This window comes from Arthrobacter sp. Hb9-2 (assembly GCF_059091165.1).
This window is the reverse complement of the sequence record NZ_JBNHGJ010000034.1, coordinates 37,645-53,683: the sequence shown is the minus strand read 5'-3', so window position 1 is coordinate 53,683 and position 16,039 is coordinate 37,645. Positions and strand designations below refer to the sequence as shown.

The 16,039-nt window shown below is 65.0% G+C and carries 16 protein-coding genes; 11 read left to right on the top strand and 5 right to left on the bottom strand.

Features of this window, described 5'->3' with window-relative positions; genetic code table 11:
• Positions 1–554, bottom strand: a 554-nt coding sequence (locus AC5RV1_RS17200) for an MFS transporter (protein WP_493995389.1), incomplete at its 3' end; no start/stop codon positions are given.
• A gap of 110 nt (positions 555–664) precedes the next feature.
• Here AC5RV1_RS17200 and AC5RV1_RS17195 point away from each other — a divergent pair.
• Positions 665–1,684, top strand: coding sequence for a LysR family transcriptional regulator (locus tag AC5RV1_RS17195; RefSeq protein WP_493995388.1), 1,020 nt, complete (start codon positions 665–667; stop codon positions 1,682–1,684).
• 16 nt (positions 1,685–1,700) lie between these two features.
• A complete protein-coding gene (locus tag AC5RV1_RS17190; protein WP_493995387.1) occupies positions 1,701–2,648 on the top strand; it encodes an N-acetylglucosamine kinase in 948 nt (315 codons plus the stop codon).
• Between the two features lie 42 nt (positions 2,649–2,690).
• Here the strand turns inward: AC5RV1_RS17190 and AC5RV1_RS17185 are convergent, their stop codons facing one another.
• On the bottom strand, positions 2,691–3,704 hold the full coding sequence (locus AC5RV1_RS17185) for a pirin family protein (RefSeq protein ID WP_493995386.1): 1,014 nt from the start codon (positions 3,702–3,704) through the stop codon (positions 2,691–2,693).
• A gap of 233 nt (positions 3,705–3,937) precedes the next feature.
• On the opposite strand from AC5RV1_RS17185, the gene AC5RV1_RS17180 reads away from it, so the two are divergent.
• From AC5RV1_RS17180 to AC5RV1_RS17155, 6 genes are all read left to right on the top strand, one after another.
• The gene (locus AC5RV1_RS17180; RefSeq protein ID WP_493995385.1) at positions 3,938–5,035 is read left to right on the top strand and encodes an ABC transporter ATP-binding protein; all 1,098 of its coding nucleotides are present in this window, start codon (positions 3,938–3,940) and stop codon (positions 5,033–5,035) included.
• On the top strand, positions 5,035–5,748 hold the full coding sequence (locus AC5RV1_RS17175; RefSeq protein WP_493995384.1) for an ABC transporter permease: 714 nt from the start codon (positions 5,035–5,037) through the stop codon (positions 5,746–5,748). The genes AC5RV1_RS17180 and AC5RV1_RS17175 overlap by 1 nt, the downstream gene beginning before the upstream one ends.
• On the top strand, positions 5,745–6,491 hold the full coding sequence (locus AC5RV1_RS17170; protein WP_493946716.1) for an ABC transporter permease: 747 nt from the start codon (positions 5,745–5,747) through the stop codon (positions 6,489–6,491). Before AC5RV1_RS17175 ends, AC5RV1_RS17170 begins: the two co-directional genes overlap by 4 nt.
• Positions 6,488–7,450 (top strand): ABC transporter substrate-binding protein, encoded by a 963-nt coding sequence (locus AC5RV1_RS17165; RefSeq protein ID WP_493995383.1) that lies wholly within the window; start codon positions 6,488–6,490, stop codon positions 7,448–7,450. Before AC5RV1_RS17170 ends, AC5RV1_RS17165 begins: the two co-directional genes overlap by 4 nt.
• A gap of 162 nt (positions 7,451–7,612) precedes the next feature.
• Positions 7,613–8,833, top strand: coding sequence for a pyridoxal phosphate-dependent aminotransferase (locus AC5RV1_RS17160; RefSeq protein ID WP_493995382.1), 1,221 nt, complete (start codon positions 7,613–7,615; stop codon positions 8,831–8,833).
• Between the two features lie 52 nt (positions 8,834–8,885).
• Positions 8,886–9,740, top strand: a complete 855-nt coding sequence (locus tag AC5RV1_RS17155; RefSeq protein WP_493946714.1) for a PPK2 family polyphosphate kinase — start codon at positions 8,886–8,888, stop codon at positions 9,738–9,740.
• A gap of 4 nt (positions 9,741–9,744) precedes the next feature.
• Here AC5RV1_RS17155 and AC5RV1_RS17150 read toward each other — a convergent pair whose 3' ends face one another.
• Both AC5RV1_RS17150 and xseA read right to left on the bottom strand, forming a co-directional pair.
• Complete coding sequence (locus tag AC5RV1_RS17150; protein ID WP_493995381.1) at positions 9,745–9,963, bottom strand: exodeoxyribonuclease VII small subunit; 219 nt, start codon at positions 9,961–9,963, stop codon at positions 9,745–9,747.
• Positions 9,956–11,296, bottom strand: a complete 1,341-nt coding sequence (gene xseA / locus AC5RV1_RS17145) for an exodeoxyribonuclease VII large subunit (RefSeq protein ID WP_493995380.1) — start codon at positions 11,294–11,296, stop codon at positions 9,956–9,958. The genes AC5RV1_RS17150 and xseA overlap by 8 nt, the downstream gene beginning before the upstream one ends.
• Before the next feature lie 162 nt (positions 11,297–11,458).
• Here xseA and AC5RV1_RS17140 point away from each other — a divergent pair, with 162 nt between their 5' ends.
• Complete coding sequence (locus AC5RV1_RS17140) at positions 11,459–12,310, top strand: hypothetical protein (protein WP_493995379.1); 852 nt, start codon at positions 11,459–11,461, stop codon at positions 12,308–12,310.
• 9 nt (positions 12,311–12,319) lie between these two features.
• Positions 12,320–13,399, top strand: coding sequence for a 4-hydroxy-3-methylbut-2-enyl diphosphate reductase (locus tag AC5RV1_RS17135; RefSeq protein WP_163162106.1), 1,080 nt, complete (start codon positions 12,320–12,322; stop codon positions 13,397–13,399).
• A gap of 128 nt (positions 13,400–13,527) precedes the next feature.
• Here the strand turns inward: AC5RV1_RS17135 and AC5RV1_RS17130 are convergent, their stop codons facing one another.
• Entirely contained in the window at positions 13,528–14,757 is a 1,230-nt protein-coding gene (locus AC5RV1_RS17130) for a DNA recombination protein RmuC (RefSeq protein ID WP_493995378.1), read from the bottom strand.
• A gap of 100 nt (positions 14,758–14,857) precedes the next feature.
• Here AC5RV1_RS17130 and ychF point away from each other — a divergent pair, with 100 nt between their 5' ends.
• On the top strand, positions 14,858–15,943 hold the full coding sequence (ychF, locus tag AC5RV1_RS17125; protein ID WP_163162110.1) for a redox-regulated ATPase YchF: 1,086 nt from the start codon (positions 14,858–14,860) through the stop codon (positions 15,941–15,943).
• Positions 15,944–16,039 lie beyond the last annotated feature (96 nt).

Genomic DNA, 16,039 nt, shown 5'->3' with positions numbered 1-16,039 from the left:
GCGGCACGCCAGCCCCACAACTCCCCGGCAGGTCCGGCCACCAGGCGGCCGGCCAGGCCGCCAAGCGTGGTGCCTGCGACGTAACTTCCCGCTGCCACTGCGGCATGGGCCTTGGTAACCTCCTCGTTGAGGTAGGCGATGGCAATGGCCGGGATCCCTCCAAGCGCCATACCTTCGAGGAGCCGCAGGCCCAGCAGCATGGCGAAGCTGGTGGACAGGGGCACCAGCAGGCCCAGCACTGTTGCCACGGAGATTCCCCACATCATGGCCTTGACCCTGCCTATCCTGTCCGCAAGGAAGGACCACGGGATCACCGTTACGGCCAGTCCTACCGTAGCCAGGGAGATGGTCAGCGCGGCCTCTGCGGCGGTGACCCGCAAGTCCGAGGCAAGGATCGGCAGGACGGCCTGGGTGGAATACAGCTGGGCAAAAGTCGCTACCCCGGCGAAGGCCAGGCCGGCAATGATCCGGCCGTACGCCGTGGAGCCTTTCGCATGCCCCTCCCAGGTTGGCGGGGACGTCTGGTGACCCGGCAGCGGGAGATTGTGTGGCATGTGGCAAGCGTAGACCCGGCCCAATGACTGCCTCCAATGCATCTTTTATGCCAGACTCATATCAAATTTGGAACAATGTCCATCTCCCAGCTTTGGAACAGGAAGGACGCATGGAGCCCGACCACAAGCAGTTGGCGCAGCTTCTTCCGCTCTTGCCGCTGCTGGCTGAACTGGGCCGGACCGAACATGTCACCGAAACCGCCGAACTCCTTGGAGTACCCCAGTCCACGGTGAGCAGGGCACTGGCGCGGGCCAGCGCCGCCGTCGGAACCGAACTCCTGGTCAGGGACGGCAGGGGAGTGCGCCTCACCCCGGCCGCCCGGTCCCTGCTGCCCTACATCGAGCGGGCCTTGACGGAGTTCCAGGCCGGTCTGGACCTGGTCCGCAACGAGTCCGATGTTGTCCGCGGCAAAATCTCCGTCTCGTTCCAGCACACCTTTGGTGAGTCCACGCTCCCGCTCCTCATCAGTGCCTTCCGCAGCCGCCACCCGGGCGCCGTGTTTACGCTGAGCCAGGGAGCACGCGACTCCTGCCTGGCCGAGCTCGCGGCGGGCGGGTCCGACCTGGCGCTGACCGCGCCGGTGGCAACGCCCGGCAGGAACCTTCTCTCCGCCCCGCTCTACCGGGAACCCCTGCGCCTGGTGGTCCACCATACCCATGCGCTCGCGGGCAAAGCCGTGGCGTCCGTAGCGGACATCCGCTCCGAACCGTTTGTGGCACTCGGCCCCGGTTACGGCATGCGCTCGCTGACCGATGCCCTGTTCCGTGAGGCCGGATACCGTCCCCGCATCGCCTTCGAAAGCCAGGACTCCCATACCGTCAGGGGCCTCGTCTCGGCCGGACTCGGCGTCAGTATCCTGCCACCGGGCGGGGATGCCCCCGGGCGGGACGTCACCGCGGAAACGGGCAACCTGGGCTGGGTGGAAGTGCCCCTGGACTCGGCTTTGGCCTTCCGCGAGGTCGGACTGAGCTGGCGGCAGCGTAAAGCTGAGGTTGAACCGGCTGCCGTCCGGCTGTTCCGCGCCATGGTCCTCACGGACGGGCCGGAGCTCCTGGCCGGGCTGGTGGAACGGCGGTCCCGGCTGGCAACTCCCAGTGACGAAGGACCCGAAACGTCAATACCCCTGTGACCAGTACCCTTGTGACGTGACGAACGCCGAGAATCCCTCTGCCCTGCCCGCCAAGACGCTGAACCCGCCGACGAATCCGCCCGCTGGCGTCATCATCGGCCTGGACATCGGCGGCACGAAAACGCACGGCATCCGCTTTGAAAACGGGGTCCCGGTGGCCGACGAGTCTGCGGGGAGTTCGAACGTCCAAAACGTCACCCGTGATGAGGCTGCCCGCAACCTGGCCAGCCTCTTTGGCAGGATCGGCGGGGGAACGGTGTCCCACGTGTACGCCGGATCCGGCGGCATTGACACCGAAGAGGATGCCGCAGCCCTTGCCGGGCTGATCGAACCGCACGTTCCCGGCGCGCACATCACGGTGGTGCATGACTCCCGGCTGCTCCTCGCTGCAGGCCATGCCGGTACAGGCGTGGCGGTGATCGCCGGCACCGGTTCAGCAGCCTGGGGCAGGAACGCCGACGGCGCCGAGGCCAGGGCGGGAGGCTGGGGTTACCTGCTGGGTGACGAAGGCAGCGGTTATTGGCTGGGACGGGAGGCTGTGCGCTATAGCCTCCGGCGGATGAACCAGGGCCTTCCAGTGGACCAGCTGACGGCCGCCCTGCTGGCGTCCTGCGGAGTGGACCATCCGAACCGCCTCATCGCCCAGTTCCACTCACCGGACACCGGACGCCGTTTCTGGGCGCAGCAGGCCCGGCACGTAGTGGAGGCGGCAGCAGCGGGCCATCCGGCAAGCCAGGAACTGCTGCAGCAGGCAGGCCAGGACCTGGCCGGGTTGGCCGTGCAGGTGCTGCACCAGCTGGACATCCCAGGGCCGGTCATCCTGGGCGGCGGGCTGGGCATGAACGTGGTGCCCCTCCAGGACTCCTTCCGCCGGCACCTTGCGGAAGCCGGGGTGACCGATGTCCGGGTCCTGGACCAGGAACCCGTCTTCGGTGTGCTGCAGTTGCTAACAGAACGGGCCTGACGCGCAGCGCGAGCAGGGACACGCCCTCGCCGGATGGGGTCCCTACACAGACCGCTTCCGCGGAGTAAGCCGTACGGCCGGCAGCGGGGGAGCAGGGATGCGTCCGGCCTCCGGGCCGGCGTCAGGACCGTGCCCGGGGACCAGGCCGTAGCGGGCTTCTGCCATCTCCTCGTCAGGGAGAACTGCCTGCGCTTCCCAGGCGTCCCGGGCCTGCTCGACTTCATCGTGCGTACGTCCCACGAAGTTCCACCACATCAGCAGCTCCTCCTGGAAGGGCTCGCCGCCGATCAGGAGGAAACGCGTCCCGGGCTTCGCCTGGACCTGAAGTTCCCGCCGGCCGATGCCAAGGTAGCCCAGCGGCCCGGGAGGAAGTTCCTGCCCATCCAGCGTCAGCCCCCCGTCGAGCACCAGGATGCCGTGTTCGAAGTGCTCGTTGAGGGGGAGTACGGCACTGCCTTCGCAGGAAACATCCGCTCCCACAATCGGGGAATACATCGTTGCCGGCGAGACCGCACCGCCGAGTTCGCCCACCATCACGGTGGCGGTAAAACCTTCGCCGGCCGCTGTGGGAAGGTCGCGGTGCTGCTCGAACGCCGGCTGCCGGTGCCGTTCCCCATCCGGAAGGGCCACCCAGAGCTGAAGGCCGCGCTGCAGGGGCAGTTCGCCCCCCGGCGGAAGCACTGCGAACTCAGAATGGGAAACCCCGTGCCCCGCAGTCATGATGTTCAGCTCGCCGGGCCGCACCACCACATCGCTGCCCACACTGTCCCGGTGCCGGATGGTCCCGGCCAGCGGCCAGGTCACCGTTTGCAGCCCGATATGCGGGTGTGGAAGCACGGACATCGCGGTACGGTCCGGGCCGAAGCTGTCCAGGAAGCACCACGCGCCGATGGTTGGGAGCCCGCGCTGGGGCAGCGTCCGCTGGACATTCATGGCACGCACCCCACCCAGCGGTACTTCACGTTCAGGCCACAGCTGCAGGCAGGGGCCGGAGCTCCCTTCCGGCTTTGCCGGTGGGCACACTTCCTGTTGCGGGGAAACTTCCAAGTTGGTCACCTCCCCACTTTAGGCCCGGATACCACCCCGCGGTATGTCCATCCCCGCCCCGGCCCAACACCTACCCATCCGGCCGGGAACCGGTACCGAATGATTACAGTTAGGGATTCCTTTGCCGGAATTGGGGTGTACTGCAGGTGTTGCCGCGTCCGGTTTGGGCTACCGTAACTATCAGCGTGCTGTGACAATTCGCGTTGCTTTCCGAAGCCGTCCAACAGAACAGGTAAGTCCGCATGGACCAGGCCATGATCGAGTTTCAGAGCGTCACCAAGCAGTACCAGGGCGGGCAGCCGGCCGTGGACCAGCTCACCATGTCCATTAGCCCAGGTTCCATCACCGTATTTGTGGGGCCCTCCGGCTGCGGCAAGACCACGTCGCTGCGCATGATCAACCGCATGGTCGAGCCCACCTCAGGCGTCATCACGGTAGCGGGCAAGGACGTCACCACCGTCCCGGCGCCGGAACTCCGCCGTTCCATGGGGTATGTGATGCAGTCCTCCGGACTTTTGCCGCACCGCTCGGTGCTGGACAACATCGCCACCGTGCCCAGGCTCAACGGTGTCTCCAAGTCCGCCGCCAGGGAACGCGCCCAGGAACTGCTCGACGTCGTTGGCCTGGCCCCTTCCTTGGGGAAGCGCTACCCGTCACAGCTTTCGGGCGGCCAGCAACAGCGCGTGGGCGTAGCCCGGGCCCTCGCCGCAGACCCGCCTGTCCTCCTGATGGATGAACCGTTCAGCGCCGTGGATCCCGTGGTCCGTGACGAGCTTCAGCAGGAACTCCTGAGGCTCCAGAAAGACCTGGCCAAAACCATCGTCTTTGTTACCCACGACATCGACGAGGCCACAACACTGGGCGACAAGGTGGCCGTTTTCGCCACCGGCGGCAAGCTCGCGCAGTACGCCACTCCGGAGGAGATCCTGAGGGCGCCTGCGAACGACTTCGTGGCCTCCTTCGTGGGTCGCGACCGTGGTTTCCGCCACCTCGGATTTACGGCGTCCGACGGCGTCGCCGTCCATCAGGTGCCGACGGTGGTCCGCGATCCCGGCGGCAGCCTGGATTCCAATCCCGCCGCCGGCTGGCAGCTCGTGGTGGATGCCGACGGGCGTCCGCTCGGCTGGACGGGCCCCGGAACCGCTGCCGGACTGATTCCCGGCGGATCACTCTTCCGCCCCGGCGAGAGCCTTCGCCGCGCCCTTGATGCGGCCTTGTCCTCGCCGTCCGGCCTCGGCGTTGCCGTGGATTCGGACGGCCGGGTACTCGGCGTCGTCAGGGGTGGCGAAGTCCTGGCCCTCATCGAAGAGGCCCGCCAGGTACGGCAGGCTGCGCTCTGATGGAGTGGTTCCTGGCCAACAGCGGCATGGTCCTGGAACGGGCCGGCCAGCATATGGTGCTGGCCCTGGTGCCCATGGTGCTGGGACTGGTGGTGGCCATCCCGCTGGCCCAGCTGGCGCGGCAGCATCCAGTGCTTCGCTCGGTAGTGCTCACGGCGTCGTCGCTGCTCTACACCATTCCCTCGCTGGCCCTGTTTATCATTCTGCCCACGATCCTGGGGACCAGGATCCTGGATCCGCTCAACGTGGTGGTGGCCCTCACCATTTACGCGGTTGCCCTACTGGTGCGGGCTGCCCTTGATGCCTTCGACTCAGTGGACGGGGACGTCAGCCAAGCAGCCGTGGCCATGGGGTACAAGCCGCTTGCACGCTTCCTGCACGTGGACCTCCCGTTGTCCCTGCCCGTGCTCTTTGCCGGCCTGCGGGTTGTTTCCGTCAGCAATATCTCGCTTGTGAGTGTGGCCGCCCTGCTCGGAGTCGGCAACCTGGGCATGCTCTTCACCTCGGGGCTGCAGCGGGGCTTCGTGACGGAAATTGTGGTGGGCATCCTTGCCATCCTGGTCCTCGCACTGCTGATGGACGCCATCCTGGTCCTGCTGGAGCGGCTGCTGACACCGTGGGAGCGGGCCGGCCGGCGGGGCCACCGTGGGCGGAACACCACCGGCAGGACTGATCCCGGCAGGAGCCTTGCGCCAGCGGGAGGATCGACATGAGCAACGTCTTCTCCGAGACCTTCGCCTGGCTGGCCGACCCGCTGCGCTGGACCGGGAGCGCCGGCATTCCCGCACGGTTGGTCGAGCACCTGCAATACACGGGGCTCGTGATGCTGATCGCCACCGCAATCGCCGTCCCCGTCGGCCTCTACGTCGGCCACACCGGACGGGGGAGAGTGGCCATCGTGGCCCTTGCCGGTGCCCTGCGCGCCCTGCCCACACTCGGCCTGCTAACTTTGTTTGTCCTGCTTGCCGGAATCGGTCTGATGCCTCCCGTCTGGGCGCTGGTGATCCTCACCGTGCCGCCCCTGCTGGCCGGAACCTATGCCGGCATCTCCAGTGTGGACCGCAACGTGGTGGACGCCGCCCGCGCCATGGGAATGACCGAACTTCAGGTCCTGTTCCGGGCAGAACTGCCCAACGCCCTGACGGTGATGTTCGGCGGCTTCCGGACCGGTGTGCTCCAGGTGATCGCCACCGTCTCCGTGGTGGCCTACATCAACCTGGGCGGCCTGGGCCGGTACCTTTTCGACGGACTCGTCCTCAGTGACTTCCCGCAAATGCTGGGTGGATCGCTGCTGATCGCCGCGCTGGCCATCGGCGTCGATCTTGTCCTCGCCCTTATCCAGAGGCTGTTCCTGTCACCAGGGGCCTCGAAACAGTCCCACCGCGGTCAGCAGGCTGCGGTCGATCTCACCGTCCCCGTTGTTGCGGAGACTGTGGCACAAGGAGGTAAGTCATGAAAGAAAGCCGACCACAAGGCTTTGGCAGGCGGGCGTTCGGCGGCGTGGCCGCCGGAATCGGCCTGGCCATGGCCCTGTCCGCCTGTGGCGGATCGTCAGATCCGCTGAGCAACGCCCCGGCAACCAGCGGCACTGCGTCGGGGGGAGCCACCTCGCTGGTGATCGGTTCGGCGGACTTCCCGGAGAGCCAAATCATCGCTGAGCTGTATGCAGGGGCGCTCACGGCGGCCGGCGTCACCGCCACCACCAAGCCGAACATTGGCTCCCGCGAGGTGTATTTCACGGCCGTCCAGGACGGGTCGGTGGACGTAATTCCGGACTACACCGGCAACCTGCTGCTGCACGTGGACAAGGAGGCAAAGGAGGTCTCGGCGGAGGACATCGCCAAGGCCCTGCCGGAGAAGCTTCCGGACGGCCTCGCCGTCCTGGAGCCGGCCAAAGCCGAAAACAAGGACGCCATGGTGGTCACCAAGGCAACCGCGGAGAAGTACCAGCTGAAGTCCATCGAGGACCTGGCCAAGGTCTGCAGCGAGATTGTGGTGGGAGCCCCGGCCACCTTCGCTGAGCGCGCCTACGGGCTGCCGGGCCTGAAGAACAACTACAACTGCGAGCCCAAGAAGCTGGAACCCTTCAGCGACGGCGGTGGTCCGGTGACGCTCAAGGCCCTGCTCGAAGACCAGGTGCAGGTGGCGGACATCTACACCACCACCCCGTCCATCACGGACAACGACCTTGTGGTCCTGGAGGACCCGAAGAACAACTTCATTGCCCAGCAGGTTATCCCGCTGTACAACGAGGCCAAGATGACGGATAAGGCGAAAGAAGCACTTAACTCTGTGTCGCGGATCCTCACCACTGAGGACCTGATCAACCTCAACCGTGCTGTCAGCGGCGACCAGAAGCAGGGCGCCAAGGAGGCGGCCGAGGCCTGGCTCAAGGACAAGGGCATCGTCAAGTAGGAGCCTGCTTACCTGCTGTGCCAGTACGACGGCGGTTGCCGGACTTTTCCACGTCCGGCAGCCGCCGTCGTGATGCCTGGGTCATTTTCTGCCAACTACGCCCGACACGGGTGTGGCTGATGTCTCAGCGGAAGCGCATCCCTCCTGTGGCATATTTAGTGGATGGCAGAATTCAAGCAGTCCACGAAGCTCAACAACGTCCTTTACGACATCCGTGGACCGATCCTCCAGGCCGCCCAGCAGATGGAGGCGGAGGGGCACCGGATCCTGAAGCTGAACATCGGAAACCCGGCCCCGTTTGGATTCGAAGCGCCCGACGCCATCCTGGTGGACATGATTCGCCACCTGCCGCACGCCCAGGGCTACAGCGACTCCCGCGGCATATTTTCCGCCCGTACCGCCGTCTCGCAGTATTACCAGACCCGCGGGATCCAGAACATCCACGTCGACGATATTTACCTGGGCAACGGCGTCAGTGAACTCATCACCATGTCCTTGATGGCCTTGCTCAACGACGGTGACGAGGTCCTGATCCCCACGCCTGACTACCCCTTGTGGACCGCATCCGTGGCACTCGCCAGCGGTAAGCCGGTCCACTACCTCTGCGACGAGGATTCCGGCTGGCAGCCTGACCTTGAGGACATGGAAGCCAAAATTACGCCGCGGACCAAGGGCATCGTGGTCATCAACCCGAACAACCCCACCGGCGCCGTCTACCCTGACGAAACGCTGAAGAAGATTGTGGCCCTTGCCGAGAAGCACGGACTAGTGATTTTCGCGGACGAGATTTACGAGAAGATCCTGTACGAGGACGCAGTCCATGTGAACCTCGCCAAGCTCACTGGCGACCACGTCCTGTGCCTTACCTTCAGCGGCTTGTCCAAGGCTTACCGCGTGTGCGGCTACCGCGCAGGCTGGATGGCCATCTCCGGCCCCAAGAAGGACGCAGCCGATTACCTTGAGGGCATCAGCCTCCTGGCCAACATGCGCCTCTGCGCAAACGTGCCCGCCCAGCACGCCATCCAGACGGCGCTGGGCGGCTACCAGAGCATCAACGACCTGATCCTGCCGGGCGGGCGGCTGCTGGAGCAGCGCAACAAGGCCTACGACATGTTGAACGCCATCCCCGGCGTCAGTACCCAGCAGGCACGCGGCGCCCTTTACCTCTTCCCTCGGCTGGACCCCGAGGTCTACCACATCCGGGACGATGAGAAGTTTGTCCTGGACCTCCTTCGGGAGCAGAAGATCCTGGTTTCCCACGGCCGCGCCTTCAACTGGGTACGCCCGGACCATTTCCGGATGGTCACCCTGCCCAACGTCAAGGACATCGAAGAGGCAGTCGGGCGGATGGGGGACTTCCTAAGCAGGTATCAAGGGAACTAGCCTGTGGACACGGGCGATTCGGTCCCGTGAACCTTCGCGGAAAGGATTCCCCATGGCCGGCGTCGTCCAATTCGACCAGCACCCCTCCGAGACCCTTCGGGCGGGGGAGGGGTTCTCGCTGGCAAACGTTGATCCAGACTCCACGCCCGGCTACAGCGGCAGCAAGGTAGACGGAAAGGCCCTCCTGGCGGACCTGGATGACGAGCTGGGCGAGTTGCAGGAGAAGCTTTTCGCGGAGTCACGCTTTGGCGGACGGAAGCGGATCCTGCTGATCCTGCAGGCGATGGACACGGCAGGCAAGGGCGGAATCGTAAACCACGTCATGGCCGCCACCGACCCCCAGGGCATCCAGTTCAAGGCTTTCAAGGCTCCGACGGATGAGGAGAAGTCCTATGACTTCCTGTGGCGGATCCAGAAGGAAGTGCCAGCTGCCGGCATGATGGGCGTTTTCGACCGCTCCCATTATGAGGACGTGCTGATCCACCGCGTCCACGGCTGGGCCAGCCCCGACGAGATCAAACGCCGCTATGTGGCAATCAATGAGTTTGAGGGACGTCTTGCGGACTCGGGGACCAAAGTCGTCAAGGTGATGCTCCACATCAGCGGGGAAGAGCAGAAGGCGCGGCTGCTGGCCCGGCTGGACGACCCGGCCAAGCACTGGAAGTACAGCCGGGGCGACCTCGATGAGCGGGCGTTCTGGGAGGACTATATGGATGCGTACCAGGCGGCCATCGATGAAACGAGCACTCCGGACGCGCCCTGGCACGTGGTTCCGGCCAACAAGAAGTGGTACGCCCGGATCGCAGTGCAGCAGCTGCTCCTGGGGGCACTGGCCGGGCTGAACCTTGAGTGGCCCAAGGCCGAGTTCGACGTCGCAACCGAGCGGGAGCTGATCCTCCGTTCCTGAGGCTTTACAGCGGTTGGTCGCGGGCAGCGGCCAGCCGTTTCCTGGCGCCTTCCAGCCATTCCTCGCACCGTGCGGCCAACGCTTCGCCCCGCTCCCACAGCGCCAGGGATTCCTCCAGGCTGGCGCCACCTGCCTCGAGCCTGCCCACCACTGCGGTGAGCTGCTCGCGGGCTTCCTCATAGCTCAGCGCTGCGACGTCGTTTCCTGGCTTTTGCTCAGTCATTGGGTTCTCCGGTTTCCGATATGTGCTGTTCAAGCCTGCCCGTGGACGTGGCGCCGAAACGGCCTTCCGCCACCCGGACCGAGAGCGGCGTTCCCGCCGGCGCCTCCGCCGGGCGGCGCACCACGGCGTGCCCCGAGTTGGTGGAGCGTGCTGCCAGTGCATCGGCGAGTTCGACGACGGCGTACCCCCGGTCGAGCGTCTTCTGCGGAGACAGCGCACGTACCTGGGCCTTCAGGTGCTCCAGCTGGTCGGCAGCCCGCACCACGGTGGAGCTCACCGCCGCGGAGGACCTTCGGAGCAACCGCTCAATCTCCTCGGAGCGGTTGGTCACCATGCCTTCGGGTGCAGCCATCACGGGCCTTGAGTGAAGGGAAGCCAGGCGGTCCGATTCCCTGTCCACGAGGCGCTCCATGCACCGGCGCAGTTGCTCGCGGGCCTGGCGGACCCCTGCCAGTTCTTCGGAGACTTCCGGCACGATGCGCTTGGCGGCGTCTGTTGGAGTGGATGCGCGCAGGTCGGCAACATCATCCAGCAGGGGCCTGTCCGCCTCGTGGCCGATGGCACTCACCACGGGAGTGGAGGCCGCTGCCACAGCCCGGATCAGTTCTTCGCTGTTGAAGGGCAGGAGGTCTTCCAGGGCGCCCCCGCCGCGGGCGATGACAATAACGTCCACCACCGGTAAGGCGTCCAGGTCCCGCAACGCGCGCACCACTTGGGAGACAGCTGTATTTCCCTGGACGGCAACCTCCCGGATTTCAAACTCCACCGCGGGCCAGCGGAGGGCAGCGTTCCGGAGGATGTCCTTTTTGGCATCGGAGTCGCGGCCGGTGATGAGTCCTATGCGATGCGGCAACAGGGGCAGCGGCTTCTTGCGGGAGTCGGCAAAGAGGCCTTCGGCGGCGAGGGCCTGGCGAAGCCGCTCGATCCGGGCTAGGAGGTCGCCCAGGCCCACCGGCCTGATATCCCTGACCAGCATGTTCAGCCGGCCCGTTTTGATCCAGAACTCGGGCTTCAGCAGGGCCACCACGCGGGAACCGCGTTCCAGCGGCAGGTTCTGGCGTTCCAGCACTTTGGTCCACACCGAGGCCGGCAGCGAAACCTCCGCGTCAACATCCCGCAAGGTCAGGTACGCGTTGCTTCCGCGGCGGTTCAGTTCGATGACCTGGCCTTCGACCCAGGCCGACGGCGTGCGGTCGATGTGGGCTTTCAGCTTCTGCGAGAGGAGCTGCAGCGGCCATGGGTTGTCAGGGGTGGTTTCCGCTGCCGTCGCCGGAAGGGTGGTGGGTGCCGCCAGTTGCTGGCCGGGGACCGGGAGTGAGGCCTGTTCAGACATGCGAAGTCCCTTGCGGGGCTGGAGCTGAGGGCATGGGGTCCTTCGTCTGTTGTGCGGCGGTCATTCAACCTTATCCATAAGCTGTAGCATCCGGGACTGACAGTGGCCGGCCAGGATGCCCGCCTAGGATGGGTTGACCGCCATCGACCTGAAGGACCTGCTGTGCGCACTTTTGTTTCCGCTGCCGCCACCGTGCTGGCCGTACTGCTCGCTGCTGTGGCAGTTCCGGCCATCTGGCTGGACCGGAGCATTGTCCAGGAGCTAGGCTTCGTGGAACTGGCGGCGCCGCTGGGCAGGAATCCCGAGTTCCAGCAAGGACTGGCAGCGGCCGCCATTGGCACGATCGATACCAGCGCCGTCCCGGGCTTCCTCTCGGACCTCGTCCGGCCGGTCCTGGAAGACGCCGCCGCGTCCCTGACAGGTCTTCCCGGCTACCCCGCTGCCTGGGAAGAAGCACTCCGGAAAAGCCACCGCCTCAGTTTCGCGGGGACGGGCGACAACAGTCCTGAAGCTACCGCTGCCTCAACCCTGACCCTCGACGTCGCCCCACTTGTGGCGCTGGGTTCCGAGGAAATCTCACGTGCCACCAGGCTTCCCCTGGACCCGCCGGAGCAGACGCTGATTAACGTGGGCCAGCCGGAGCACAAGGAATGGATTGAGCGACTTAGCACCTATGCTCCCTCCGGCTACCTGCTGGCCGGGGGATCTGCGGTGGCGCTGCTCCTGGCGCTCGTTGCCGCCCGCCGGCGCTGGACGGTGCTGGTGGCCGCCGGAGTTGGCGCGTTATTGCTGGCAGCTCTCTGGACGTTGGGCGCGCAGGCAGGTTCCGCGGCGGTGTTGGCCACGGAAACCGGTAACGAGGTGGCCAACATTTTCAGGGATGAGTTCGTCGCGGCGGCCTCCGCCGACTTCCAGATATGGACCTGGGCAGCGGCAATCACCGGCGGGGTACTGGTGCTGGTGGGAATTGTGGCCGGCCTCATACCGAGAAAGCGGGCGCGGGCAACCCGGTAGAATCGAGTAATGACCCCCTCAGCTGTTTCCCTTTCGATGCCCACAATCCCGCGTAGGCGCCGCTCTCCCGAGGAAGTAGCTGCTGCAGCCCCCGTATCCGGAACCAAGAAGGTGCTGCTCGCTGCTCCCCGCGGATACTGCGCCGGTGTTGACCGTGCCGTCATCGCCGTTGAGAAGGCCCTGGAACACTATGGCCCTCCGGTGTATGTGCGGAAGCAGATTGTGCACAACGTCCATGTGGTCAGCTCCCTGGAGGAAAAAGGCGCCATCTTCGTTGACGAGACGGACGAAGTGCCGGAGGGCGCGCTGGTGATTTTTTCTGCCCACGGCGTATCGCCTGCGGTGGTCCAGTCCGCTGAGGACCGCGGCCTGCGCACCATTGACGCCACCTGCCCGCTGGTGACCAAGGTCCACAAGGAAGCCGTGCGGTTCGCGAAGGACGATTTCGACATCCTGTTGATCGGCCACGATGGCCACGAGGAAGTTGAAGGCACGGCAGGCGAAGCTCCGGAACACATCCAGATCATCAACGGTCCGCACGAAGTGGACAAGGTGACGGTGCGGGACCCGGAGAAGGTCATCTGGCTGTCACAGACCACCCTCAGCGTTGACGAGACCATGGAAACGGTCCGCCTGTTGAAGGATCGGTTTCCCACCCTGCAGGACCCGCCCAGCGACGACATCTGCTATGCCACCACCAACCGCCAGGTGGCGATCAAGAAGATTTCCCCCCAGGCAGACCTGGTAATCGTGGTGGGCTCGGCCAATTCCTCAAACTCCGTGAGGCTGGTGGAGGTTGCCCTCGAGTACGGTGCCAAGGCCTCCTACCGGGTGGATTTTGCCAATGAAGTTGATGAGGCCTGGTTTGAGGGCGTCGCAACGGTTGGCGTAACGTCCGGGGCCTCCGTACCTGAGGTGCTGGTGCAGGACGTGCTGCGCCTGCTGGCCGATTACGGCTACGGCACCGTTGAGGAAGTCGTCACGGCCGAAGAGGATCTCCTGTTCTCGTTGCCCAAGGAGCTTCGGGCGACCCTGAAGCAGGCCGGCGATGTCAGCCGTGCACTGGGCGGACGCCGGCCGCGGAGCTAAGAACGCCGGCGTCGAAGCTGGGAGCAAAGTGAGTGGGCCTGGCAGCTGCGGCTGCCAGGCCCTTTCCTTACCCCGGATTCCTGACCTCGGGAGTTCTTACCCCGTAGTTCTTGTCCCGAAGGCTGCCCTCAGGCGGCCTCGTCCTCGCTCTGGAGTTCGGGGGCGGCCAGGGCGCGCGGTGTGACCTCCACAACCGGAGGGGTCTTCAGGCCCGATTCCTCCAGGCTGTTCAACTTCCTGGCAGTGGGAAGGATGCGCGCTTCCAGCGTGCCCACCATGGAGTTGTAGCGGTCCACGGATGACTTCAGCGAAGACCCCAGCTTGCTGACATTTTCGCCCAAAGTTCCCATCCGGTCGTACAGCTGCCTCGCAAGGTCGAACAGTTCACGGGCGCTGTCCGTCAGGACGTCCTGCCGCCAGGTGAAGGCCACAGATTTCAGCACAGCCAGCAGCGTGCTCGGAGACGCCAGGACCACGTTCCTCGAGAGGGCATGGTCGAGGAGTTCGGCATCAGCCATGAGTGCTGCGGCCAGAATCGATTCTGCCGGGATGAAGCAAATCACCAGCTCTGGCGAGTTGCCGGGGATGTCCCAGTATTTCTTGCTGCTCAATGAGTCCACATGGGCCCGCAGGGCCTTTGCGTGGGCAGCCAGGAGCCCCTGCTGGGAGCGGCGGTCTGCGCTCAGGGGCAGCCCGGGCTGCCCCGTCCGGGAATCCATGGACGCGCCGAGTTCCTGCGCCTCCAGGTAGGCCGACAGGGGGACCTTTGCATCAACAACCAGCTGCTTCTCGCCGGGCAGCTGGACCACAAGGTCCGGGCGGACGGAAGACTCGCCACCGGCACTGTGAACCTGTTCGATGAAGTCGACGTGGCGGAGCATCCCGGAGGCCTCCACCACGCGCCGCAATTGGACCTCTCCCCACTGCCCGCGCGCACTGTTGGACCGCAGGGCGGACTCCAGGGCATGGGTGGACCGGATCAACTGCTCATCCGAAAGCCGGGCTTCCTGCAGTTGCTGGGCCAGCTGGCCATACTGTTCCAGCCTGTCACGTTCCAGGAGCGCCACCTGCTGCTGCACTGCCGTCAGTTTCTCGGCCACGGGCGCCAGCGCACGGAGCACGCTGCCGTCCTGGGACCGTGATTCCCCCAACTCCCGGTTCTGTGCAGCCAAAAGGCGGCGTTCGGCGTCGGCCGCGGCAAACTGTGCGCTCACCTCCGAAAGCCGCGACGAAACGGCGTCGAAGTCCTCTTCCACGGCGCGGCTGTTCTTCCGCAGCGCGAAGTAGGTGGCTGCAGCGCCCGCAAGGGCCCCCAGCAACAGCATGAACAAAGCCAGTATCAGCGCAAAAGCATCCATGTGCTCACTGTCGCACGGGGCTGTGACATTTCCCGGAAGCGACATTTCAGCCCGCCGGCCCGGAACCCCTTGGCGCCTGCTGCGGGTAGAATCAATGCTCGTGGCTCTTACTATTGGCATCGTCGGACTGCCCAATGTCGGCAAATCAACTCTTTTCAACGCACTGACCCGCAACCAGGTGCTGGCGGCGAACTACCCGTTCGCCACCATCGAGCCCAATGTCGGCGTCGTGAACCTGCCCGACCCCCGCCTTCAGAAGCTGGCTGAGATCTTCGGTTCGCAGCGCCTCCTGCCGGCGCCGGTGTCGTTCGTGGACATCGCCGGAATCGTCAAGGGCGCATCCGAGGGTGAAGGCCTGGGCAACAAGTTCCTGGCCAACATCCGCGAGGCCGAAGCTATCGCCCAGGTGGTGCGCGTGTTCGATGACCCCGATGTTATCCACGTCGATGGGAAAGTGGACCCGCGCTCCGACATGGAAACCATCAACACCGAGCTCATCCTGGCCGACCTGCAAACCATCGAGAACGCCATTCCGCGGATCGAAAAGGAAGTCAAGATCAAGAAGCGGGAAGCTGCGGAGCTTGCCGCCATCAAGGCAGCCCAGGTGGTTCTGGAACGCGGCGACACCATCTTCTCTTCCATTAAGAGCGACAAGCTGGAAATGGAACACCTCAAGGAGCTCGGCCTCCTGACGGCAAAGCCGTTCATCTACGTCTTCAACGCCGACGAAGCCATCCTGGGCAGTCCCGAAAAGCAGGAGGAACTGCGGGCCATGGTTGCCCCGGCGGACGCCGTTTTCCTCGACGCCAAGCTCGAAGCCGACCTCGTGGAACTTGACGAGGAAGAGGCCCGCGAAATGCTGGAAATGAACGGCCAGGACGAATCCGGACTGGACCAGCTGGCGCGCGTCGGCTTCCACACGCTGGGGCTGCAGACTTACCTCACGGCCGGCCCCAAGGAAACCCGTGCCTGGACCATCCGCCAGGGTGATACTGCACCGCAGGCAGCAGGGGTAATCCACTCCGACTTCCAGCGCGGCTTCATCAAGGCCGAGGTAGTTTCCTTCAATGACCTCGTCGAAGCAGGGTCCATGGCAGAGGCCAAGTCCCGGGGTAAGGTCAGGATCGAAGGCAAGGAATATGTCATGGCCGACGGCGATGTGGTGGAGTTCCGCTTCAACGTCTAGCCCACAGAATTTTTAGAGGGGCCCATCTGCTTCCGCAGATGGGCCCGTCTCTGTTGGTGCGATGGGAGCATTCCGTGGGTTCTAAAACCGGCCCAT